At 69.9% G+C, this 20,607-nt stretch carries 19 protein-coding genes; 8 read left to right on the top strand and 11 right to left on the bottom strand.

Annotation, left to right across the window (positions count from 1 at the left end; genetic code table 11):
* Position 1 precedes the first annotated feature (1 nt).
* The 4 genes from AB0I88_RS30965 to AB0I88_RS30950 are packed head-to-tail and all read left to right on the top strand — an operon-like array spanning position 2 to position 4,205.
* On the top strand, positions 2-1,948 hold the full coding sequence (locus tag AB0I88_RS30965; protein WP_361032541.1) for an MFS transporter: 1,947 nt from the start codon (positions 2-4) through the stop codon (positions 1,946-1,948).
* Positions 1,949-1,951: 3 nt separating this feature from the next.
* The gene (locus AB0I88_RS30960) at positions 1,952-2,494 is read left to right on the top strand and encodes a hypothetical protein (RefSeq protein WP_361032538.1); all 543 of its coding nucleotides are present in this window, start codon (positions 1,952-1,954) and stop codon (positions 2,492-2,494) included.
* Positions 2,491-3,606 (top strand): M23 family metallopeptidase, encoded by a 1,116-nt coding sequence (locus AB0I88_RS30955; protein ID WP_361032535.1) that lies wholly within the window; start codon positions 2,491-2,493, stop codon positions 3,604-3,606. Before AB0I88_RS30960 ends, AB0I88_RS30955 begins: the two co-directional genes overlap by 4 nt.
* On the top strand, positions 3,603-4,205 hold the full coding sequence (locus AB0I88_RS30950; RefSeq protein ID WP_361032532.1) for a hypothetical protein: 603 nt from the start codon (positions 3,603-3,605) through the stop codon (positions 4,203-4,205). The genes AB0I88_RS30955 and AB0I88_RS30950 overlap by 4 nt, the downstream gene beginning before the upstream one ends.
* 2 nt (positions 4,206-4,207) lie before the next feature.
* Here AB0I88_RS30950 and AB0I88_RS30945 read toward each other — a convergent pair whose 3' ends face one another.
* The 5 genes from AB0I88_RS30945 to AB0I88_RS30925 are packed head-to-tail and all read right to left on the bottom strand — an operon-like array spanning position 4,208 to position 6,750.
* Positions 4,208-4,753 (bottom strand): hypothetical protein, encoded by a 546-nt coding sequence (locus AB0I88_RS30945; protein ID WP_361032529.1) that lies wholly within the window; start codon positions 4,751-4,753, stop codon positions 4,208-4,210.
* A 30-nt stretch (positions 4,754-4,783) separates the two neighbouring features.
* Positions 4,784-5,074, bottom strand: coding sequence for a hypothetical protein (locus AB0I88_RS30940; RefSeq protein ID WP_361032526.1), 291 nt, complete (start codon positions 5,072-5,074; stop codon positions 4,784-4,786).
* A gap of 13 nt (positions 5,075-5,087) precedes the next feature.
* Positions 5,088-6,083, bottom strand: coding sequence for a hypothetical protein (locus AB0I88_RS30935; RefSeq protein WP_361032523.1), 996 nt, complete (start codon positions 6,081-6,083; stop codon positions 5,088-5,090).
* The gene (locus tag AB0I88_RS30930) at positions 6,080-6,382 is read right to left on the bottom strand and encodes a hypothetical protein (RefSeq protein ID WP_361032520.1); all 303 of its coding nucleotides are present in this window, start codon (positions 6,380-6,382) and stop codon (positions 6,080-6,082) included. The genes AB0I88_RS30935 and AB0I88_RS30930 overlap by 4 nt, the downstream gene beginning before the upstream one ends.
* An 8-nt stretch (positions 6,383-6,390) precedes the next feature.
* Positions 6,391-6,750, bottom strand: a complete 360-nt coding sequence (locus AB0I88_RS30925; protein ID WP_361032517.1) for a hypothetical protein — start codon at positions 6,748-6,750, stop codon at positions 6,391-6,393.
* Between the two features lie 204 nt (positions 6,751-6,954).
* Here AB0I88_RS30925 and AB0I88_RS30920 point away from each other — a divergent pair, with 204 nt between their 5' ends.
* The 3 genes from AB0I88_RS30920 to AB0I88_RS30910 are packed head-to-tail and all read left to right on the top strand — an operon-like array spanning position 6,955 to position 10,487.
* Complete coding sequence (locus AB0I88_RS30920) at positions 6,955-9,543, top strand: FtsK/SpoIIIE domain-containing protein (protein ID WP_361032514.1); 2,589 nt, start codon at positions 6,955-6,957, stop codon at positions 9,541-9,543.
* On the top strand, positions 9,540-10,223 hold the full coding sequence (locus AB0I88_RS30915; RefSeq protein ID WP_361032511.1) for a hypothetical protein: 684 nt from the start codon (positions 9,540-9,542) through the stop codon (positions 10,221-10,223). The genes AB0I88_RS30920 and AB0I88_RS30915 overlap by 4 nt, the downstream gene beginning before the upstream one ends.
* A 3-nt stretch (positions 10,224-10,226) precedes the next feature.
* Positions 10,227-10,487, top strand: a complete 261-nt coding sequence (locus AB0I88_RS30910; protein WP_361032508.1) for a hypothetical protein — start codon at positions 10,227-10,229, stop codon at positions 10,485-10,487.
* Here AB0I88_RS30910 and folE read toward each other — a convergent pair.
* From folE to dacB, 6 genes are all read right to left on the bottom strand, one after another.
* On the bottom strand, positions 10,480-11,139 hold the full coding sequence (gene folE, locus AB0I88_RS30905; protein WP_361032599.1) for a GTP cyclohydrolase I FolE: 660 nt from the start codon (positions 11,137-11,139) through the stop codon (positions 10,480-10,482). The genes AB0I88_RS30910 and folE overlap by 8 nt on opposite strands.
* A 77-nt stretch (positions 11,140-11,216) precedes the next feature.
* Positions 11,217-13,232, bottom strand: coding sequence for an ATP-dependent zinc metalloprotease FtsH (ftsH, locus tag AB0I88_RS30900; RefSeq protein ID WP_361032505.1), 2,016 nt, complete (start codon positions 13,230-13,232; stop codon positions 11,217-11,219).
* Positions 13,233-13,484: 252 nt separating this feature from the next.
* Positions 13,485-14,060 (bottom strand): hypoxanthine phosphoribosyltransferase, encoded by a 576-nt coding sequence (gene hpt / locus AB0I88_RS30895; protein WP_361032502.1) that lies wholly within the window; start codon positions 14,058-14,060, stop codon positions 13,485-13,487.
* A gap of 65 nt (positions 14,061-14,125) precedes the next feature.
* Positions 14,126-15,100, bottom strand: coding sequence for a tRNA lysidine(34) synthetase TilS (tilS, locus tag AB0I88_RS30890; protein ID WP_361032499.1), 975 nt, complete (start codon positions 15,098-15,100; stop codon positions 14,126-14,128).
* A 1-nt stretch (position 15,101) separates the two neighbouring features.
* Positions 15,102-16,142, bottom strand: a complete 1,041-nt coding sequence (locus tag AB0I88_RS30885; RefSeq protein WP_361032496.1) for a zinc-dependent metalloprotease — start codon at positions 16,140-16,142, stop codon at positions 15,102-15,104.
* A gap of 52 nt (positions 16,143-16,194) precedes the next feature.
* Entirely contained in the window at positions 16,195-17,625 is a 1,431-nt protein-coding gene (dacB, locus tag AB0I88_RS30880; RefSeq protein ID WP_361032493.1) for a D-alanyl-D-alanine carboxypeptidase/D-alanyl-D-alanine-endopeptidase, read from the bottom strand.
* 798 nt (positions 17,626-18,423) lie between these two features.
* On the opposite strand from dacB, the gene AB0I88_RS30875 reads away from it, so the two are divergent.
* Entirely contained in the window at positions 18,424-19,131 is a 708-nt protein-coding gene (locus AB0I88_RS30875) for a hypothetical protein (RefSeq protein WP_361032490.1), read from the top strand.
* Positions 19,132-20,607 lie beyond the last annotated feature (1,476 nt).

Genomic DNA, 20,607 nt, shown 5'->3' with positions numbered 1-20,607 from the left:
GATGGTGCGGCGGGGGCTGGCGTTCCTCACTACCTTGTTGGTCCTGGTGGTGGCGTCGATCGCTTGGGCGGTCGCCGCGCCGTCCAGTGCGGTGGCGGCCCCGCCGCCGGCCAAGGCCCCAGGCGGCGCCTGCAGCGTCGAGGAGTGGCAGCAGAACATTCAAGGCTGTGTGAGCCGTCTGGCTGAGGTCGGCAGCGCCCGCGCCCAGTGCCTCAAGGCTCCTACTCCCAACACGCCGGACTCCGGCTTGGCTGGATGGTTCGCGGAACGTCCCGAGTCATCAGATGGACTCGGCTTCGAGGGCCTATACAGCAAATATGGATATGCCGGATACAACTACACAACCTACGATCTGGATAGCGGCTGCGCCTCGACGTTAGTCGACCCGGATTTCAAGATCGAAACCACGATCGCCAACGGCGAGTTCATGATCGCCACGGCTATCATCGGCGCCTCCAACGCGCTCAGGGAGCGCGCGTGGGACCCGCAATCCCTCTGGGGTTGGGCCGACCCGTTGGTCGAACAGGCCACTCGAGCGGTCTACGAGAAGGTGTTCACGGTCTTCGGTGTGGTCACCCTCGCTGTGGTCGGTCTCTACCTGCTCTGGCGGTCACGGCAGGCCGAGTTGGGGGCCGCGACAACCACGGCAGGCTGGGCCATCCTCATCATGGTCGTCGTAACGGCGATCGCGGCCTGGCCGGTCAAGTCCGCGAACATCGCGGACCAGAGCTTGATCACAAGCCTGAACGTCGTCCACGACGCTGTGGGGCCCCGCGCCCACGAGGTCCCTCCCGGGCAGTGTGATGATCCGACGCCCGGCGCCTGTGAGGACGACCGAGCCCCGGCAGTCCGTGCCAGCGACACCGCCACGGAGACCATCCTCTATCGGAACTATCTGCGCGGACTTCTCGGATCGGCCGACAGCGAGACCGCCAAGAAATACGGACTCGCGCTATACGACGCCAAGTCGATCTCGTGGCAGGAGGCAGAGAAGCTCCGCGAGAATCCCCAGACTCGGGATGCTCTGCTCAAGCAGAAGAGCACTCAGTGGCAGAAGGTCGCTGAACAGATCAAGGCAGAAGACCCGGAGGCATACCAGTACCTCCAGGGCATCAACGGAATGGACCGGATCGGTGCCGGTTTCATCGCTGTTCTCGCCGCGATCATGTTCGCCATGTTCGACCTGACCGCATCGCTTCTGGTGCTCCTCGGTTTCCTCGTCTTCCGCTGGGCGGTCATCGCCGCGCCGATCCTGGGAACCATCGGTCTCCTGCAGCCGGCGAGCAGTGGTATCCGTCGCCTCGGCAACGCCGTAGTGGCCGCTCTGTTCAACATCGCGATCTTCGGCACTGGCGCGGCCATCTACCTCTTCGCGGTCGACCTGATCATGAATACCGCGAGTCTTCCTGGCTGGCTGCAGGTCGTCCTGGTCTGGCTTTGCGGGGTCGTCGGCTGGTTGCTTCTGCGGCCGTACCGACGAGTCACACAACTCGGCGGGAAGGACGGCACTGCTGCCATCGCATCGGCCGGTTCGTGGCATCGGCGGTTCTTCCGTGACATGCGGGAAGCCGCCAAGCTCGAAGTCGCCGAGGGCGGCGGAACGCGGGAGCCGACGTTCGGCAAGAGCCGCCTCGGCACTGAGCAGCGAAGCCTCCGGCCGGAGGCGCGGTTGGAGGATCCGGCGCACTCGTCGCGTAACGAGAGAGCCGAAATCGTTCCTGCCATTGCCCCCAGCCGTCCGGATGGCAACGAGTCGGTGCGTGACGACGGCCCGGCCGAGGCGCCCGCGCCGCAGCCCCGGCCCGCCCGTACTCGTACCCGCGCCAACGCCGACTGGACCGAGCCCGATATAACCGAGCGGCCCACGTCCTACGCGATCTACCGACCTGAGACCGGCTCGACCAGCCAGGAACCGGCTAGCCCGCGGGTGCGTTCCGAGGCCAGGTGAACGATGCCTCGGTTGATTGAGCGTGGCCTCAACGGGATCTTCCGATCCCGTTGGGGTGTCGCCATCGTCATCGTCGTCATCGTCCTGGCGGTCGTGGGTATCGGCCGGCTGTTCTCCGATGGGGAAGCATCCCCTCCGCTCGGGAACGGCAGTGCGGCACCGGCGATCAGCATCGACCCATCCGACAACGACAGCGTCGTCTCGCCTGATCCGCCGCCCACACCGAAGACCAGCCCGGGGCGGGCACAGCCGGAGGCCGTCGCTTACGCATTCGCCTCAGCCTGGGTGAACCACCAGAACATCACCGCCAAGAAGTGGATCAACCGCCTCCAGCCGAACTCGACCACGGCCCTCGCGGACAAGCTGCGCGGCGTCGACCCTGCCAGCGTTCCGGCTGATCGGGTGATCGGACGGCCAACACTCGTGGCGGTCAACGAGAGCATGGTCAACGCGACCGTGACGATGGATTCCGGCAAGCTCGGCCTCCGCCTGGTCGCACCGGAGGGCTACTGGCTCGTCGACGGTATCGACTGGGAACCGGCGTGAGGTTCCGTCCCCGTAAGGCAGTCCTCGTAGTCGCCCTGGTCGTCACGCTCGCGCTGCTGTGCTGTGGTGGCAGCATCACGGTTCTGCTGCTGAACGGGCTCACCAGCAACGACAACGACCGGTTCCTCAATGCCTCCCTGGGTTGCGGGAAGGGCGGCGCGGTCGACCCGGACTCCAAGCTGCCGCGAATCCGGCCCTACGGCGCCGCACAGATCCGCAACGCCGCGATCATCATCAACGTCGGCGCGGACATGCAACTCCCCCCACGTGCCTGGGTGATCGCGGTGGCGACCGCCATGCAGGAGTCCCGGCTGAGCAATCTCGGGCACCTCGGATCGCGCAACGACCACGACTCCCTCGGACTCTTCCAGCAGCGTCCGAGCACCGGGTGGGGAACACCGCAGCAGATCCAGGATCCGGTCTACGCCAGCACGAAGTTCTACGAGAAGCTCAAGACGATCGAGGGCTGGGAGGGCATGGCGCTGACCGAGGCCGCGCAGGCGGTGCAGATCAGCGCCTACCCGGACGCCTACGCGAAGCATGAGCCGCTGGCCACCCAGATCGTCAACATGCTGGCCGATGGAGCCGCCAACGCGGTGGGGAACCAGGCCGCGCTGGAGTGCGCGGCGGCCGGGCAGATCGCGGCCTCCGGATGGACCATCCCGCTCAAGGCCCCGGTCGGGTCCGCCTTCCGCAGCCCGTCACGGCCCACCCACCAGGGTGTCGACCTCAGCGTGGAAAAGTACAAACCGATTCAAGCCGCGGCCAGCGGGGTGGTCTCGCTCGTCAAATGCGACGAGGACTTCCGCGGCCGGAAGACCTGCAATGTGGACGGCTACCCCGGTAAGGGCGGATGCGGCTGGATGGTCGAGATCATCCATGCGGGTAACGTCATGACGCGCTACTGTCACCTGGTGCAACGGCCGTTCGTGCGGGAGAACCAGCAGGTCACGGCCGGAGAGGTGATCGGCCGGGTCGGTAGCAGCGGCAACTCGTCCGGTCCCCACCTGCACTTCGAGGTCCATCTGAACAATGACCGGTCCAGCGCCGGCGCGGTGGATCCGGTTCAGTTCATGCAGCAGCAGGGCGCACCGTTGGGGAACCAGGGATGAGTGGCGGATCGATGCCCGACCCGTTCGGCGGGCCCCGGGACGGGGCGCTGGAGTCTCCTCGTCCGATAGTGCCGACTCCCGCCACCATGGCCGGTGAGTTGCGGGGTCGGCGGGTGCTCGTCGGATTGCCCGGGCACGGCTGGCGCGGCGATCTCCGGGCCGACGAGAAGGTGATACAGGGCAGCCGAACCTACGTTCCGGTGATGCCGGAGGCCGAGTGGTATAGGGCCGAGGCGGAGCAGACCGAAGTGTTCGCCGCGTTGGTCCCGGTCGAACGGGTCTGGGTCGAGGAGTTGGGATTCGCCGGCACCAGCGTCGCCGGAGCCAAGGTGAATCAGCTCGTCTCACTCGATGAGCCGCCACGACGGCCGCCGGTCGCGGCGGTCGACACGGATTCGCTGACCGGGCGCCGAGTCACCCAGGTCCTGGAGGACGGCGAGGAACGCCGAGACCTGCGGGCCGTCACCGAGACCCATGTGAGCGACGACGGGACGGTCACCGTGCGGGTGGCTCAGGAACTCGACTGGTACCGGTGGGGCTGGAGCGGCAAGATTCCCCGCACGCTGGAGGTCCCGGCGCACCTGATCTGGGTCGAGTAGCGTTACGCCGCTTCCGCTGCTCCGCAGACGCGCCAGGACCCACTCTGCTCCTGCAGCTTGAGGACCCAGTCCTCGTTCCTGCTGCTGTTCATTTTGCCGTTGGCCGCGCTGGATATCGTCAGCTGAGTGCTCACGTCCTCCTGCCCCTGGCCGGTAGGTGCTCGGTAGAGTGCGCCCCAACTGACCGAGACGCTGACCTTGAACTCGGCCTCTCGCCGCACGATCTCGTCGCGAAGGCCCTTGATAGCTTGCAGATCAGGGCTGTCACAGGTGTAGAGCACTGCCTGCTGATCATCTCTATTCACTAGGTAGGCGATCAGGAAGGCATCAGCGACGATGTCCGGCTCGCTGCGGTTGATTTCGGTGGCGTCGTTGAAGAGGACGAAGACGACCCCGACACCGCCCAGGCAGAGGAGAGCCATGATGCCGCCGCCCAGCGCCAGCCACAGGCGCGCCCGGCGGCTCTGCAAGCGGCCACGAGGCCGTTCCGGAGACGTCACCGCGACGTCGCCCTCGGCTGGACCGGCTCCCGGTTCCCTGGGTTGCATACATAAGACAGTAGTTCGTTCACAGAGCGCCTACGGCTTCCAGCCCGGCAGGGTGATGAACTCGGTCTCGGCACCCCAGTGCCGCAGGATCTCCACCACGGCGTCCTTGATGACGGCGAGGTCCTCCGGATCGATCGGCTCACCGTCGTCCCAGACCGGCGCCCTCGGAAGGTAGACGCCGTCGCTTCCGACCCCGCGATCCACCGGCAAGATCATGCTGCGTCCCCGGTAGTCGGCGCGCATGGTCTCCCGGTCGACGTTGCGGACGATCACGCCGGTATCGGTTCGTGCCGCCTGACTGGCGATGTCGTGAACACCCATCCCGCCTCCACCGTCATGCATCGGGGTCGATGACCCTAATACTCGTCACTGCCGGGTTCCGTTCCAAGGCCGGACGTTCCACCGTGTTCCAGATACCTTCGGCTCGTGGGCTGTGCGACCAGGCGGTGACTTCGCCCCGGGCGTCTTCGGCGTAGCGTTCGGAGAGCCGCGACCAGACGTCCTTGGCGTGTTCTACCCGAATCGGCGAGCCGGTTTCGAAGAGCATCATGTCGTCGAAGCGCCCGCCACCGGAGGTCTGTTCCAGCGTCACCGAGGAGACGCCGTCGGTGTGCTTTTCGGCGTACACCCGCATGGGGGTTCCGGCGGTGTCCTTGCCGGAGTAGAAGTTGGCGCCGTCGACGGGGCTGCGTACGTCGGCTCGTTCGACCTCGCGCATGAGGCGGTGGAATTCGGAGTTCTGTCCGAAGTGCTTGGCGAGTTGGCCGGCGTGCTGGGCGGCGGCCTTGGTGCCGGCGGTGCGGAGGAGTGCGGCGGCCTGGGTGAAGGATTGGGCGATCTCGCCTTCGACGACCTGGAGTGCTTTGTGGATGAGCTGCCGGCAGGCGATGCGGCTGGCGGCCACGAAGATCGGGATCTCGGCGAGGGTGGCGCCGGCCGAGACGGTGGCGGTGGCGATGGCCTGGCCGACCTGGAAGGCGAGCAGGGTCAGCTGGGCCAGGTAGGCGGTTTTGAGGGCGACGGTGACGCCGGACATGGCGATCAGGCCGGCGCCGATCAGTTCGACGGCGGTGGCCGCGTCGGTCAAGTGCCGGCCGGGGCCGTCGTCACCGTTCCACCACTGTTCGAAGGCTTCGACGGTGGCGCCTTCGTTCTCCAGCCAGACCCGGCGGGCGGCGACGTCGGCGTCGGTGGCGTGCAGGCGCAGCCGGGTGCCGTGTTCGATCCAGGCCATGCCGTCGGCGTAGAGGCGGTCCTCGTCGGCTTCCGGCCAGCTGAGGCCGAGCCATTCGAGCGGCTCGGTGAGTTCCGGGGGCAGTTCGATGGTCATGAGCCGGCCCTCAGTTCCGCCCCGGCCGTGGCGTCGGTGGCGGCGACGGCGCGGGCCTGTTCGGTGAGGGTGAGCGCGGCTTCGCCCATCTGCTCGACGTGGGAGCCGAGGGCTTGCAGGGCGTGCCCGAGGACGGCCTGGTACGCGAGGGCGAAGACGCTGCCGCTCTCGTCGCCGCCCCACGGGTTGCCGGGGCCGTTGACGGTGGTCTCCAGGACGGCGACGTCGTCGGCCATCCGCTGGGCTATGCCGGCCAGGGCACGGCCGGACGACGCCACCGCTTCCGGGTCGAGTCTCATCCGTACGCTCATCTCGTGACCGCCCTGGCAGTGAGGCCGTGGAGGGCCGCGGAGATCTCGGCGAAGCGGCGTTCCGCCGTGGTGTTGACGTCGGCGACCGCGTTCTCGTAATCGGTCCGGTGCTCGGCCACGAGGCCGGCTTGCGCTTCGGTGATGGCGTCGAAGAGTGCGGTCCGCAGGTCGTCGACGGTGAGTTCGGTGATCTGGGGGTCGAGGACGACGTCCCAGAGCCGTCCGTTGCCGTCGAGTTCGATCCGGACGAGGCCGTCGGCGCCGCTTCCGGTGGACGCGATGTAGTCGGCGGTGTCGGAGAATTCCGCCGTGTGGGTGGATTGGGCGTGCTCACCGTGCCCCTGCGTGTGGTCCACCGCGGCCTCCCATCGTTGTCTTCCCGCGCGAATCCTCTGGGTGCGGATACCGCTGTTGCACGCTTCGGGTTCAAACAGACACGATCCGTTCGTCCCGCGGTCCTGAATGGACTGATCAGGACCGGTCCGGCACGAAAGTTCGCACCGGGGACGCAACGCGGTGACCGGGCGGGTCTGGGATAGGTTTTATGACGCGGACAGGAGGTGACGGCAGTGGCTGATTCGACTCTGCGGGTCCGGCAGGCCGCTGCTCTGCACCGGCAGGCTGTGGCGACGGCGGACGCGGCCGCCGTCGCGTTGGAGGCGTTCGCCCCGGCTGACGCCGACCCTCGCGAGCAGCATCGTCTGTCTGACCGGTTGCGGGCGGCGGCGGCGCGGTTGGCGCCGGGCTGGCTGGGTTCGACGTTGGACGCGTTGTCCCCGGTGGCGCCGCTGGGTGGTGACGGCATGCCGCGGTTCGTCCGGGTGGGGCTGGCTCAGCCGTTGGAGGACGTGCGGTTTCCGGCAGTGGTGCCGTTGCTGGGCACGGGTCATCTGACGGTCGACGCGACGGCCACCGATCCGCGGGTGTTCGGCCTGCTGCGCTCGCTGTTGTTGCGTCTGCTGGCGGCCGCACCGCCGGGTTCCCTGCTGGTCCGGGCGGTGGACGGCGCCGGTGGTGGCGCGGTGTTCGCACCGTTCGAGGAGCTGTCCGACGCGGGGCTGATGTCGCCGCCGGCGACCGATCGGCAGGGTTTGCGGGATGTGCTGTCGGAGGCGGAGAAGTGGCTGCGCCCGGTCCGGGCCGGCGGCCGGCGGGGGCGGCGGGATCGCAGCCTGCTCGTGGTGATCGCGAGTCTGCCGGAGCTGACCGAGGGCGAGGAGTTGCGGCGGATCGCGGCGCTGGCTCAGCAGGGCCCGGATTCGGGTCTGCATCTGATCGTGGCCGGCTGGCCGCCGCCTCCGCTGACGACGGAGACCACGCAGGCGCCGTTGCCGCGGACGACGGCGATCTCGGTGCGTAACCCGTATGCGATCGTGGGCGATCCGCCGGGTGGGACGTTCGGTTCGGTGCCGGAGGCGATGTGGTTGAACGCCCCGGTGTTCCTGGACGAGGATCCGCCTCCGCGCCTGATCGACGCGGTCTGCCGGGAGCTGGCCGCCGATTCGGTGGAGGCGTCCCGGGTGACCCTCTCCGATCTGCTGCCGGACGAGGAGTTGTGGTCGCAGGACGCGGCGGCCGGTGTGGAGACCGTGGTGGGCCATCACGGTGACGTGCCGCTGGTGCTGCGGTTCAACGACCTGACCCCGCACTGGATGCTGGGCGGCCGGTCCGGCGCTGGCAAGACGGCTTTCCTGATCAACGTGCTGTACGGCCTGGGCGCCCGGTACAGCCCCGCCGAGCTGGCGCTGTACCTGCTCGACTTCAAGGAGGGCGTCTCGTTCGCCGAGTTCGTCCCGACCCAGCGGGACCGGACGTGGCTGCCGCACGCCCGTGCCGTGGGTGTCGAGTCGGACCGGGAGTACGGTCTGGCGGTTCTGCGGGAGCTGGACGCCGAGATGGGCCGCCGCTCGCTGGCGTACAAGCGGGCGGGGGTGTCGCGGTTCGCCGATCTGCGGGCGGTCGCCGCCGAGGAGGGCCGGGGCGGTTCGCTGCCCCGGGTGCTGTGCGTGATCGACGAATTCCAGGTGCTGCTGGCCGGAAACGATCCGATGGCGGCCGAGGCGGTGGCGCTGCTCGAGTCGCTGGCACGCAAGGGCCGGTCGTACGGGATACATCTGGTGCTGGCGAGCCAGACGGTGCTGGGTGTCGAGGCGCTGTATGCGAAACGGGATTCGATCTTCGGTCAGTTCCCGGTGCGGATCGCGTTGCCGGGCGGTGGTGACGTGCTGGAGCCGACCAACGACGCGGCGGCCGGGCTGCCGATGGGCAGTGCCGTGGTGAACACGGCGGGCGGCCTGGGCGGGCCGCGCGGCGCGACGCGGGGGCACGAGCGGGTGGTTCGTTTCCCGGACCCGCACGCCGATCAGACGCTGTTGAGCGATCTACGGCACCGGTTGTGGGGGGCCCGCGATCTTCAGGCGCAGCCGCCGCGGGTGTTCGCGGGTTACGCGCGGCAGCATCTGGCCGACGACCCGACGTTCCGGGCGGCGCTGGCGGGCCGGGTGACGCGCCCGGCCGCGCTGGTCGGCCGGGTGATCGACGTGGCGTTGTCGACGGCCACGTTCCCGCTGGACTCCTCGCCGGGCCGGCATCTGGCGATTCTGGGGTCGTCGACGGCGGGCGCGGAGGTGCTGGACGCGGCGGCCCGGAGTCTGGCCGCCTGTCACGCGCCGCGGACGGCCCGGTTCGTGATCGCCTCGCTGGTGGCCGAGGGTGACGGGCCGGCCGCCGAGTTGGCCGCCGAGATCGGGCACCGGCAGGAGGTGTCCGTGGTGGACGCCGCCGGTCTGGCCGCCGCGCTGGATCCGGAGCAGCCGGGCTACCGGGTGGTGTTCGGGCTGGACGCCGCTCCGCCGGGCGGCCTGACCGGTTTGCGGCAGCTGTTACGGGAGGGCCCGAGCCGTGGGGCACATCTGTTGTCCTGGTGGCGCGGGGTGCGGCGGTTCAGTGAGGAGACGGGCGGCAGCATGGGCCGGGAGGATGTGGCCGGGCTGCTGTTCCTGAATGTTCCGCAGTCGGATGTGTCGCTGATGCTGGGCCGTCCGGTGGACTGGCACCCTCGGGAGAACCGGGCGCTGCTGCATGACCGGCACGCCGACCGTACGGTGACCGTGGTCCCCTTCGTAGCGCCGGAGAGTGACGCGCCGTGACCGAGCAGGCGGAGCAGCACGGATTGATCCCGATGCAGGGGGGCCCGCCGGAGCCGGGGCCGTGGACGGATTATCTGCAGGCGGCCCGGGAGTTGGACGCGCTGCGCCGGGCGGCCAGTTCGTCGGCGGGCGAGCATGCCGCGACGGTGGCGGCCGCACGGCAGGAGCTGACGTCTGTGCGGGCACGGTTGGCGCCGCAACGGGCTCGTCTGGCGCGCGACTTCCGCGTACCGGAGAGTGATCTGATGCCTCAGCCCTCAGAGCAGGCGGTGGCGATGGAGAGGGTGGCTGGTGGGCCGCCCGCCGTGCTGAACGCGCTGCGGGAGGCGCGAGCCACTGCGGACGCCGCGGATCATGCCTTCATCGGGCCGGTTCCGGCCGGTCCGGCGCGGCCGTGGGCGCGCAACCTGCTGATCTACGGGCCGTTCGCGGTCGCTGTGCTGATCGTGCAGGTGCTGCTGTTCCTGGTGACCCCGCCGGGTTCGTCGTCGGCCTACGCGCTGCTGTGCGGGCTGAGCATGCCGCTGCTGGCGTTCGGGTTGGGGTTCGCGACGATCGGGTTCGTCTACGGCGGCGCGGAGGCGAAGGTGGATCGCACGCCGGTGGCCGGGTTGGTCGTCTGCCTGACGCCGGTGCTGTTGACCTGTGCGGGCAAAGGGCTGGAAGCGTTGTTCAATTAGGGCATGGCGAACGTCGAGGAAGTCAAGGTCAACGTCGCGGCCACGGTGGACGGTGCCCGTCGGGCATCGGCCGGCATTCAGGCCGCGGCCGACCAGTTGGATGAGGCTCTGGCCCGGATGCGGATGACGGCCCTGGGATCGTTCCATCCGGCGGTGGCGGCCGCGATCGCTCATTTCGAGCAGGCCCGGACCCGTCTGGACGAGGCGGTTCAGCTCACCCACGCGGCGATCGACTCGGCCGATCAGTACCGCAACGTCATCTAGCGTTGATCAGGGCCATCGCTTCGGCCCGCACCTTGCCGTCGGTCTGGAAGGCGCCGCGCACCGCCGACGTGACGGTGCGGGCCCCGGCTTTGCGGATGCCGCGCATCTCCATGCAGAGGTGCTCGCACTCGAGGACGACTATCGCGCCGCGGGCTCCGAGCTGTGCCATCAGCAGGTCGGCGATCTGGGAGGTGAGCCGCTCCTGCACCTGTGGCCGGCGGGCGAACACCTCGACGAGGCGGGCCAGTTTCGACAGGCCGGTGATGCGCCCGTGGGTGCCGGGGATGTAGCCGATGTGCGCCACGCCCTTGAACGGCAGCAGGTGGTGCTCGCACATGCTCTGCACCTCGATGTCGCGGACCAGGACGAGTTCCTCGTGGTCCGCCTCGAAGCTGGTGGTGAGCACCTTGGCCGGGTCCACCCGGAGGCCGGCGAACAGCTCGGCGTAGGCCCGGGCGACCCGGGCCGGGGTGCGCTGGAGACCGTCACGGTCCGGGTCCTCACCGACGGCGATGAGGATCTCCCGGACCGCTTTCTCAATCCGCCCGAGGTCGACGGCCTGCTCGACCGGGGTGCCGGTGAGCTTGCCGTCGACCAGGCGGGCGGCGAGGTAGTCGAGCTCGTCGTGCGGACTGGTGGAACCTTCTTCAATGTGGCGAGGCCCGCTGTCACCGGCGCTCGCCAACGGCCCGGCACCCTCAGGTTCGATGCCAGATTGAAAAAGACTCACTAGTTGCTGCCTTCCGCACCGTTCGCGTTCGGGGCCGGTCCGACCGCGATCTGCCCGTCGGCTTCGGCCTGAGCCTTCAGCTTCTCCCGCTCGGCGGGGGTGAGCACCGGCGGCGCCTCGGAGGGCAGTCGCTTGCCGAAGCCGTTGAACGGCGACATCGGCGGGCGCTTCGCCACACGGGCACAGATCCGGTTCATGTCCTCCTGAGTGATGGTCTCCTTCTCCATCAACTCGAGCACCATGTTGTCGAGCACGTCGCGGTACTCGACAAGGATCTCCCAGGCCTCGTCGTGGGCCAGCTCGATCAGTGCCCGGACCTCGGCGTCGATGTCGGCGGCGACCGAGTCCGAGTACGCCTTGTCGTGGCCCATGCTGCGGCCCATGAACGGCTCGTCGCCGGTCGTGCCGTACTTGACGGCGCCCAGTTTGGAACTCATGCCGTACTGGGTGACCATGGCCTTGGCCAGGTTGGTGGCCTTCTCGATGTCGTTGCCGGCGCCGGTGGTGGGCTCGTGGAAGACGAGTTCCTCGGCGGCCCGGCCACCCAGCGCATACGCCAGGGTGTCGATCATCTCGGCGCGGGTCTGGGTGTACTTGTCCTCGGTCGGCAGGACCAGCGTGTGACCCAGCGAGCGGCCACGCGGCAGGATCGTCACCTTGTGCACCGGGGCGGAGTGCGGCAGAGCATAGGCGACCAGCGCGTGTCCACCCTCGTGGTACGCGGTGATCTTCTTTTCCTTGTCGCTCATCGCCCGGGTGCGGCGCTCGGGGCCGGCGATGACCCGGTCGATCGCCTCTTCGAGGTAGTCGTTGCCGATCGCCCGCTTCTCGTGCCGGGCGGTCAGCAGGGCGGCCTCGTTGATCACGTTGGCCAGGTCGGCGCCGGAGAAGCCGGGCGTGCGGCGGGCCACCGAGTCGAGGTCGACGTCGGGCGTGAACGGCTTGCCCTTGGCGTGCACCCGCAGGATCGCCTTGCGGCCCTCCATGTCGGGGTTGTCGACCGGGATCTGCCGGTCGAAACGGCCCGGGCGCAGCAGTGCCGGGTCGAGGATGTCGGGCCGGTTGGTGGCCGCGATCAGGATCACGCCGCCCTTGGTGTCGAAGCCGTCCATCTCGACGAGCAGCTGGTTGAGGGTCTGCTCGCGCTCGTCGTGGCCGCCGCCCATGCCGGCGCCGCGGTGCCGGCCGACGGCGTCGATCTCGTCGACGAAGACGATCGCCGGAGCATTCGACTTGGCCTGCTCGAAGAGGTCGCGGACCCGGCTGGCGCCGACACCGACGAACATCTCCACGAAGTCGGAGCCGGAGATGGAGTAGAACGGCACCCCGGCCTCGCCGGCGACGGCACGGGCCAGCAGCGTCTTACCGGTACCCGGGGAGCCGAAGAGCAGCACGCCCTTGGGGATCTTGGCGCCGAGGGCCTGGTACTTCGTCGGGTTCTGGAGGAAGTCCTTGATCTCCTGGAGTTCCTCGACCGCCTCGTCGGCGCCGGCCACGTCGGCGAACGTGGTCTTCGGCGTGTCCTTGGTGATCATCTTCGCCTTGGACTTGCCGAAGTTGAGCACCCGCGAGCCGCCGCCCTGCATCTGCGACATGAACAGCAGCAGAAGGACCACGAGGATCGCGATCGGCAGCAGGTTGATCAGAATGCTCAGGAGAATGTTGTCACCGGAGACCGTGGCGTTGATCGTGCCGGAGATCCGGTTCTGATCCTTCGCCTGGTCGACCTGGTTCCAGATCTCGTCGGTGAGCTCGTACGGATACTGGGTCTCGATCTTCTCGGTCGACTTGTTGTTGAACGTCTCGGCCTTCTCAAGATCGATCTGGAGCGTCTGCTCCTTGTCCTTCTGGACGACCTTCTTGATTCCGGGCTGGTTGAGACGCTCGAGCGCGACCGATGTATCTACCCTCTGGTAGTTCGGACCACTGGTGAAGAATGAGCTCAGCGCGACTACGCCGATGATCACCAGAATGATCCAGACCACCGGGCGGCGGAAGAAACGCGTACGTTCCATACTGTTGTCGGGCGCCAAGCGCCCGGACCCTCCTGATCGGCGTCCTGGTCACCTCAACGTCGCCGCGTGTTCAGCGGCCCCTCCGGCGTTTGTGACGACTACGCCATTGGTCACTCGACCGTACACCGTAGGTGCCGTTGACGAACCCGTGAGGCAGTAGGGCGAACCTCCGGTACCCACGGGTAAGCACGAACGGTTTAGGTGCAAAACCGGCCATAACCACGAATACTGAGAACACGCTGAGAAAGCGGTTCAGCTACGGGCGTACACCTCGGGCCTGAGAACACCGACGTACGGGAGTTCCCGGTACCGCTCGGCGAAGTCCAACCCATACCCCACCACGAACTCGTTGGGGATGTCGAAGCCCACATACCGCACCGGAACCTGCACCTTGACCGCGTCCGGCTTACGGAAAAGGGCCACCACCTCGACACTCGCCGGCTGCCGCGACTCCAGGTACTTCATGAGCCAGGAGAGGGTCAGACCGGAGTCCACGATGTCCTCGACGACGAGCACGTGCCGGCCGGCGATGTCCCGGTCCAGGTCCTTGAGGATGCGCACCACGCCCGAAGAGGTCGTGCCCTGCCCATACGACGAGACGGCCATGAACTCCATCTCGGTCGAGGGCCCGTGCTTCCCCAGCGCGCGAGCGAAATCGGCCATGAACATGACCGCGCCCTTCAGCACGCAGACCAGCAGGATGCCGTCAGCGGCGTCGACGTGGTCCACCGACACCTGCTTGGCAAGTTCGTCGATCTTGTCCCGGATCTGTTGCTCCGAGATGATCACGTGGTCGATGTCGGCGTCGTACCAAGAGCCATCAGCCATGAACCTAAGCCTGCCGTATGGAGGTTACCGATCAGCGAACGGGGCCACCTTCCGAGCGGGACGCCTCACTTGATATGGGACGGAACCACCCGTACGAGGTCGTCCATGTGGCGAGCCACACCTATTCCGGCGGGCAGATGCACCACTCCCTGACCGTGCCAGTCGGTCACGAGGGCATCCAGGGCGACCACGTGCCCGTACGCCAGAGCCCCGCCCGGCGCCCCCAGCTCCCGCGCCCAACGGTGCAGCACCCGTCCCCGGATCGCGGCCGGCATGCCGCGCAGCGCCGTCACCGACAGGCCGGCCTCGGAACGCGCTTCGGCCAGCGAGCCGGAAGCCAGCTCGTCCAGCGCCTCGTTGTCCGCCGCCATCAGCGACGCGGTCCGCGCCAGATTGCCCAGCACCCCCGGGCCGAGCGTGTCGATCAGCACCGGCAGCACCGAGGAACGCACCCGGGACCGGGCGTACGCCGGATCGGTGTTGTGCGGGTCCTCCCACGGTGCCAGGCCCAGAGCGGCGCAGGCCTTCCGCGTCTGCGCCCGGGCCACGTCCAGCAGCGGCCGCCGGAAGACCCCCCGCCGGCCGGGCATCCCGGACAGTCCACGCGGACCGGCACCCCGGGCCAGCGCCAGCAGCACCGTCTCCGCCTGGTCGTCACGGGTGTGACCGAGCAGCACGGCGGCCGCACCCGACTCGGCGGCGGTGGCGGTCAGCGCCTCATACCGGGCCGTACGGGCGGCCGCCTCCGGGCCGCCCGGCAGGCCGGCCACCGACACCGTGGCGATCCGCACCGGATCGAAGCCGGCGTCCCGCGCCCAGGCGGCCACCGACCGGGCCCGCCGGTCGGAGCCCTCCTGCAGCCCGTGATCGACGGTGACCAGACCCACCCGATGACCCACGAACTTGGCCGCCGCCGCCAGCGCCAGCGAATCCGCCCCGCCCGAGCAGGCCACCAGGACCAGCGCGCCGGTCGGCAGATCGGCCAGCCCCCGGCGCACAGCCGTCCGGACGGCCGCCACCGGCGGCGGAATCCGGGCCATGTCAGCCGTGCACCCGGGCGACCCAGGCGTCCGGGTCGCCGAGCTCCTCCAGGCGGGGCAGGGTGAGCGGGGACTCGAAGATCCGGTTGAAGCCGTCCATGCCGACCTGCTCGACGACCCCGTGCACGAACTTGCGGCCCTCCGCGTACTGCCGCATCTTGACCTCGATGCCGAGCACCCGGCGGATCGCCTTCTCCAGCGGATTGCCGGCCTCGCGGCGGCGGTTGAACTTGGCCCGGATCGACTCGACCGACGGGATCACCTCGGGGCCGACACCGTCCATGACGAACTCGGCGTGCCCCTCCAGCAGCGTCATCAGCGCGGTCAGCCGGTCCAGCACGGCCCGCTGGGCGGGCGTCTGCACGATGTCCAGCATCGAGACCCGGCTCTCCTCGTCGCGCAGCGCCTCGGACAGCGTCGCCACGCCCCGGCGCAGCCGCTCCAGAATGTGCTCGCCACCCTGCGAGGCGTCGACGAACGCCTGCACCTCGCCGAGGAAGTAACCCCGCATCCACGGCACCGCGGTGAACTGGGTGCGGTGGGTGACCTCGTGCAGGCAGACCCAGAGCCGGAAATCCCGCGGGTCGGCGTCGATCTTGCGCTCCACCTCGACGATGTTCGGCGCGTTGAGCAGCAACTGGCCGGGCTCGCCGGAGAACACTTCATACTGCCCCAGGACACGGCCGGACAGATACGCCAGCACCGTGCCGGCCTGGACACCGGTCACCCGCGAGCCGATCGCCTCGGCCAGCGGGCTCGGCTCTTTGTCCCCGGAGAGACGGCTCACCAGCGGGCCGATGACCCGCTGCAGGCCGGCGATGTTCACCTTCGCCCAGTCCCGCCGGTCCACCACACGGACCGGTGGCACATCGGTCTGCGCCACCAACCCGGTATACGCCGCGACGTGCACGGCCGCCTCTTCGGTCAGCGCCCGCAGCTCGGACACCACCTGGGTGGCCTCCTCGAACGACACCGCGGGGCCGGTCTTCGACAGCGCGCCCGCGGTCGCGGCGGCCAGATCCCAGTCAACGAACTGCGCCATGCAGCCCACCGTACCCGCGCGGTACCAGACCACACTCAGGTGAAACCCCGGATCAGCAGCCGCAGGCCACCAACCGGGCGGCCACCTTGTCCAGCGCGGCCCGCGCGGTGATCGCGTTCGCCCCGCCCTTCGCCATGATCGCGAAGACCAGCACCTGCCGCTCCCGGGTGACCAGCACCCCGGCCAGCGTGTTCACCCCACTCAGCGACCCCGTCTTGGCCCGGACGATGCCCTGCGCCGTCTCGTTGGCGCGCGGCGTGGCGAACCGTGTCTCCAGCGTGCCCGACCAGCCGGCCACCGGCAGCCCGTTGAAGATGTTGCTGAGCGCCGGCTGATCGTCGCCGGCCGCCAGCGCCAGCGTCTTGACCAGCAGCTCGGGGGCGATGGCGTTACGGTTCGACAGGCCACTCGCGTCGTTGAGGACGGCCAGCTCGGCCGGCAGACCCAGCTCGGTCAACCGGTCCTTCATCGCCGTCGCGGCGCCCTTGAAGCTCGGCTCCCCGCCGGCCGCCAGCGCCACCTGCCGGCCCAGCACCTCGGCCAGCACGTTGTCGCTCTGCTGCAGCATCCAGTCGACGATCTGCACCATCGGCGGCGACTCCACCTTGCCCAGCTCGTCACCGGGCGCGACAGTCGCCGCGGCACCCGCCGACGGCGACGGGTCGACGGCGGCCGACTCCGGCGCCTCGCCCTTCGCCACCGCCGACGTCGGGACGCCGATCATCTTGGCGAACAGCTTTCCCGTCGCCAGCGCCGGATCCGAATGCCGGGGATCCCCGCCGTACTCGTTGTGCACCGGCTCCACCCGGCCGGCGTTGGTCATCAGCGACTGGATCCGGGCCACCTGCCCGGCCGAGATGTCCCCCGTGTCCCAGCCGACCGCCGTCTCCGGCCCGGTGAACAGCGAGGTGTCCACCAGCACCCGGGTCGGCTTCGTGCCACCCAGCGCCTTCTTCACCTGCGCCGCCAGGTCGTCCAGACGGGCCGCGCCCGGGAAGAGATCCTTGTCGTCCTTCTCGACCGCCAGCGTCGCGTCCCCACCGCCGATGATCACCACCTCGCCGGGTTCGTCACCGGCCACCACCCGCGTCTCCAGCCGGTGCGCCGGGCCCCGCGCGGCCAGCACGGTCGCCGCGGTCAGCACCTTCGTCGTCGAGGCGGGCGTGGTCATCTTGTCGGCGTTGCGCTCGTACAGCAGCGTCCCGGTCGCCGCGTCCACCACCTGAACATGCACGGTGGAACCCAGCGCCGCCGCGTTCACCAGCGGATCCAGCGCGGCCTTGACCGCCACCGGGTCCGGGGCCGCGCCGTCCGACTCGGCCGCCATCAACACCGGCGTCGGCGTCGGCTCCGGTGTGGCGGCCGCCGTCGTGGGCGTGGCAGCCGGTTCGGCGCCGAGCCATTCGTCGACCGGCCCGGGCCGCACCACCAAGCCCACTGCCGCCGCACCCGCCAACAGCGTCAGGACCACAAGACCAGACACCAATTTCGTACGGGATTTTCGGGTGACCACCTCGCCCGGAGCGACGCCGTCGCCGGTCCCGGCCGCGACGCCCGTTCCGGGCTGATGCGCGGCTCGCGCTCCATAAGTACCCCCCGGGGCGGGGTGCGACGGCACCGCCGCCCGCCCGAAGCCACCCGGATCCCCCGGGCTTGCGCTGTCCGGCCGGCCGTGCTTCGGCGTGCCGGACCAGGGCCTGTTCGTGTCCGTTCTTCCACCCCAGGTGCCGCCGGGCTCCGCTCCGCCGCCCCAGGGCCCGACCGGCTCCGCTCCGTCGCCCCAGGGCCCGACCGGATCCGCTCCGTCGCCCCAGGGCCCGACCGGCTCCGCCCTGCCGCGTCCGGGCCCGCCCGTCTCCGCTCTGCCGCTCCTGGTCTCCGGCGGCGTGAAGCCGGTCGCTCCGCCGTCTCTGGGCGCGAACCCACCGGCGGGCATCCCGAAGCTCGCGGTCCGATCCGGATCCGTTCGGCCCGGGTCCACGGCCGGTCCCAGATTCGCGGTCTTACCGGGATCCACGATGGGTCCCAGGTTCGCGGTCCGCCCGGGGTCGGCGGTCCGCGCGGGGTCGGCGGTCCGCCCGGGGTCGGCACCCGTCCCCGGGCCGGAGGCGCTGGCCCGCCCGGAGCCCGTCCCGAAGTCGGCCGTTCTCCCCTGGTCCATGGCCCGCCCGAAATCGGCGGTCCTTCCGGGATTCACGGACCGCCCAAAATGAGCGGTCTCGTCCGGGTCCATGCCTCGCCCGGAATCGGCAACCCTCCCGGAATCCACAGACCGCCCAAAATGAGCGGTCTCGTCCGGGTCCATGCCTCGCCCGGAATCGGCAGCCCTCCCGGGATCCACGGCCCGCCCGAAATCGGCGGTCTTGTCCGGGTCCATGCCCTGGCCGTCTCCCGGGCGGCCCGGCGCGACACTCTGACCGGCTGCGAAGCGGCCCGGCCCGGCAGACCGGTCCACAGCCGCACGGCCCTGACCGCCGACCTGACCCGGCTCGCCGTGCTGATGCGGGTTTCCCGACTGTCCCGGCCCGGCTGGATGCCCGTATTCTCCCGGAACACCGCCCTGACGGCCGGAACCGGCTACCTGGCCCAGATCGGAGGGACGCCGAACCCCTCCGGCCTGCCCGAGATCAATCGGCCGGTTCGGGGCGCCGCCGCGGTGCATGTCGGCGGTTCGCGCAGCATCCGAAGCCCGTACCGGCGCCGCACCGTGCGCGGGCGGCCCGGCGGCCCACGCCCCGCGAACGGTCGCCTCCCCGGATTGAGCGGCACCCTCCAGCCCAGGCGCCCCTTCGCCGTGGCGGACCGGGGCACGGCCACTCTGAGCCGCGTCCCCACCCGGCCGGGCCGCGCCCTCACCCGGCTGAACCGGATCCCGACCGCCCTGGGTGGCACCGCCCCCCGGCCGAACGGTGGCGTTGCCCGACTGACCAGCCCCACCGCTCTGCGGAACCGAAGCCCGACCAGGCTGCCCAGCACCATCACCCTGTGAAACCGAAGCCCGACCAGGCTGAGCCGGTGCTCGGCCGGGCTGGGACGGGGCCTGGGCCGGCTCGGCCGACGCCTGGCCCGGAACAGAAGCACCATGACCCTGCTGCGCCGACGTCTGGCCCGCCTCACTCGCGACCTGGTCGGGACGGTTGCCCGGCCAGTTCCCGATCGGTCCGGGCCCACTCGGCGGGTATTCCGCCGACGGCGCGGCAGGCACCCGCCCACCCTGCGCCGGGGCGTCCGAACCGCCCCCAGGCACAGACGCGACGGACTCTGACGATGAAGGCGCATTCGCCCGACCCGGTCGAGGTCCGGCGAAGAAGTTCGGCGCCATCGATCCGGCCGGTCTCACCTCGGATGCCGGCCCGCCGGCCCGCTCGAGCTGACCCGGTTGTACAGCACCCGGCAGCCCGTCCGACGACAATTGCTGCCCGCTGACCCGCCCGGGCTCCCCCGACTGCCCACCCGGGGACGACTGCGCGATACCCGACTGCCCACCCGGGGACGACTGCACGGCACCCGACCGCCCACCCGAGGACGACTGCACGGCACCCGACTGCCCACCCGAGGACGACTGCGGCACGCTCATGGGCCCGGCCGGTGATTCCTGCGCCTGCCCAGGTGTGGTCGCCTGGGCGGACTGGTCTGGCCGGCCTTCGGCCTGCACGGGTGGCGAGGACGGCACACTCGGCGAGGGCTGTCCGGCGGTGGGCGCGGTGTCGGGCTGTGGGGACCGGGCCCGGCCCGCCGTCGGAATCTGTGGGGCCGGTCCCTGTCCGGGTGCGGGCGAGGAGGGATCTCCGCCCGAAGAGGCGCTGGGCATGAAAGCGGTGAGGTCGGTCATCGAGACGGCCGGTGGGACGGGCGGGGCAGTGGCCGGACCGGGGTTCAATGGCATACCGGGCTTTCCCGGCGTGCCGGGCATACCGGCAAGCTCCTGGGCGCGCGGGGGGCTGGACACGGCCGGGCCGGCCGACGGAGCCGGCACGCCGCCCGAGGGCGCGGACCCGGAGCTCGGCCCGGAGGGGCCGGCCGGGTCGGGCGACTGCGTTTGAGGCACCGCAGCCCGGCCGGGACCGGCGGACGGTTCGGCCGCAAGCCCCTGGCCGGTCGCCGACGAGCCCTCTCCGGTCCGCGGAACGCCCGCCGGACCCGGCGTCGAGGGCGCGGCTGCGGCACGGGAGCCGGCCTCATCGGGAGCGGACGGACCGGCTCCAGCACGCGGGACGTTCGCTTGACCCGAAGACGAAGACATACCTCCAGCATGCGGAACGCTCGCTTGTCCCGGAACCGAAGGCATCCCTCCAGCATGCGGAACGCTCGCTTGTCCCGGAACCGAAGGCATCCCTCCGGCGTGCGGAACGCTCGCTTGACCCGGGCTCGAAGGCATCCCTCCGGCGTGCGGAACGCTCGCTTGACCCGGGCTCGAAGGCATCCCTCCGGCGTGCGGAACGCTCGCTTGACCCGGGCTCGAAGG

The organism is Actinoplanes sp. NPDC049802 (genome assembly GCF_040656595.1).
Classification (GTDB): domain Bacteria; phylum Actinomycetota; class Actinomycetes; order Mycobacteriales; family Micromonosporaceae; genus Actinoplanes.
Note: the sequence above shows the minus strand (reverse complement) of the source record. Positions and strands in the feature narration are given on the sequence as shown.

Bases quoted from the DNA above. Each gene is read 5' to 3' on its own strand.
- AB0I88_RS30875 (WP_361032490.1), top strand. From the start codon at position 18,424: ATGAGCGGTCTCGTCCGGGTCCATGCCTCGCCCGGAATCGGCAGCCCT.
- AB0I88_RS30910 (WP_361032508.1), top strand. From the start codon at position 10,227: ATGGCGAACGTCGAGGAAGTCAAGGTCAACGTCGCGGCCACGGTGGAC.
- AB0I88_RS30885 (WP_361032496.1), bottom strand. From the start codon at position 16,142: ATGGCGCAGTTCGTTGACTGGGATCTGGCCGCCGCGACCGCGGGCGCG.
- AB0I88_RS30945 (WP_361032529.1), bottom strand. From the start codon at position 4,753: ATGCAACCCAGGGAACCGGGAGCCGGTCCAGCCGAGGGCGACGTCGCG.
- ftsH (WP_361032505.1), bottom strand. From the start codon at position 13,232: ATGGAACGTACGCGTTTCTTCCGCCGCCCGGTGGTCTGGATCATTCTG.
- AB0I88_RS30960 (WP_361032538.1), top strand. From the start codon at position 1,952: ATGCCTCGGTTGATTGAGCGTGGCCTCAACGGGATCTTCCGATCCCGT.
- AB0I88_RS30965 (WP_361032541.1), top strand. From the start codon at position 2: ATGGTGCGGCGGGGGCTGGCGTTCCTCACTACCTTGTTGGTCCTGGTG.
- AB0I88_RS30940 (WP_361032526.1), bottom strand. From the start codon at position 5,074: ATGGGTGTTCACGACATCGCCAGTCAGGCGGCACGAACCGATACCGGC.
- AB0I88_RS30935 (WP_361032523.1), bottom strand. From the start codon at position 6,083: ATGACCATCGAACTGCCCCCGGAACTCACCGAGCCGCTCGAATGGCTC.
- AB0I88_RS30950 (WP_361032532.1), top strand. From the start codon at position 3,603: ATGAGTGGCGGATCGATGCCCGACCCGTTCGGCGGGCCCCGGGACGGG.
- AB0I88_RS30930 (WP_361032520.1), bottom strand. From the start codon at position 6,382: ATGAGACTCGACCCGGAAGCGGTGGCGTCGTCCGGCCGTGCCCTGGCC.
- hpt (WP_361032502.1), bottom strand. From the start codon at position 14,060: ATGGCTGATGGCTCTTGGTACGACGCCGACATCGACCACGTGATCATC.
- tilS (WP_361032499.1), bottom strand. From the start codon at position 15,100: ATGGCCCGGATTCCGCCGCCGGTGGCGGCCGTCCGGACGGCTGTGCGC.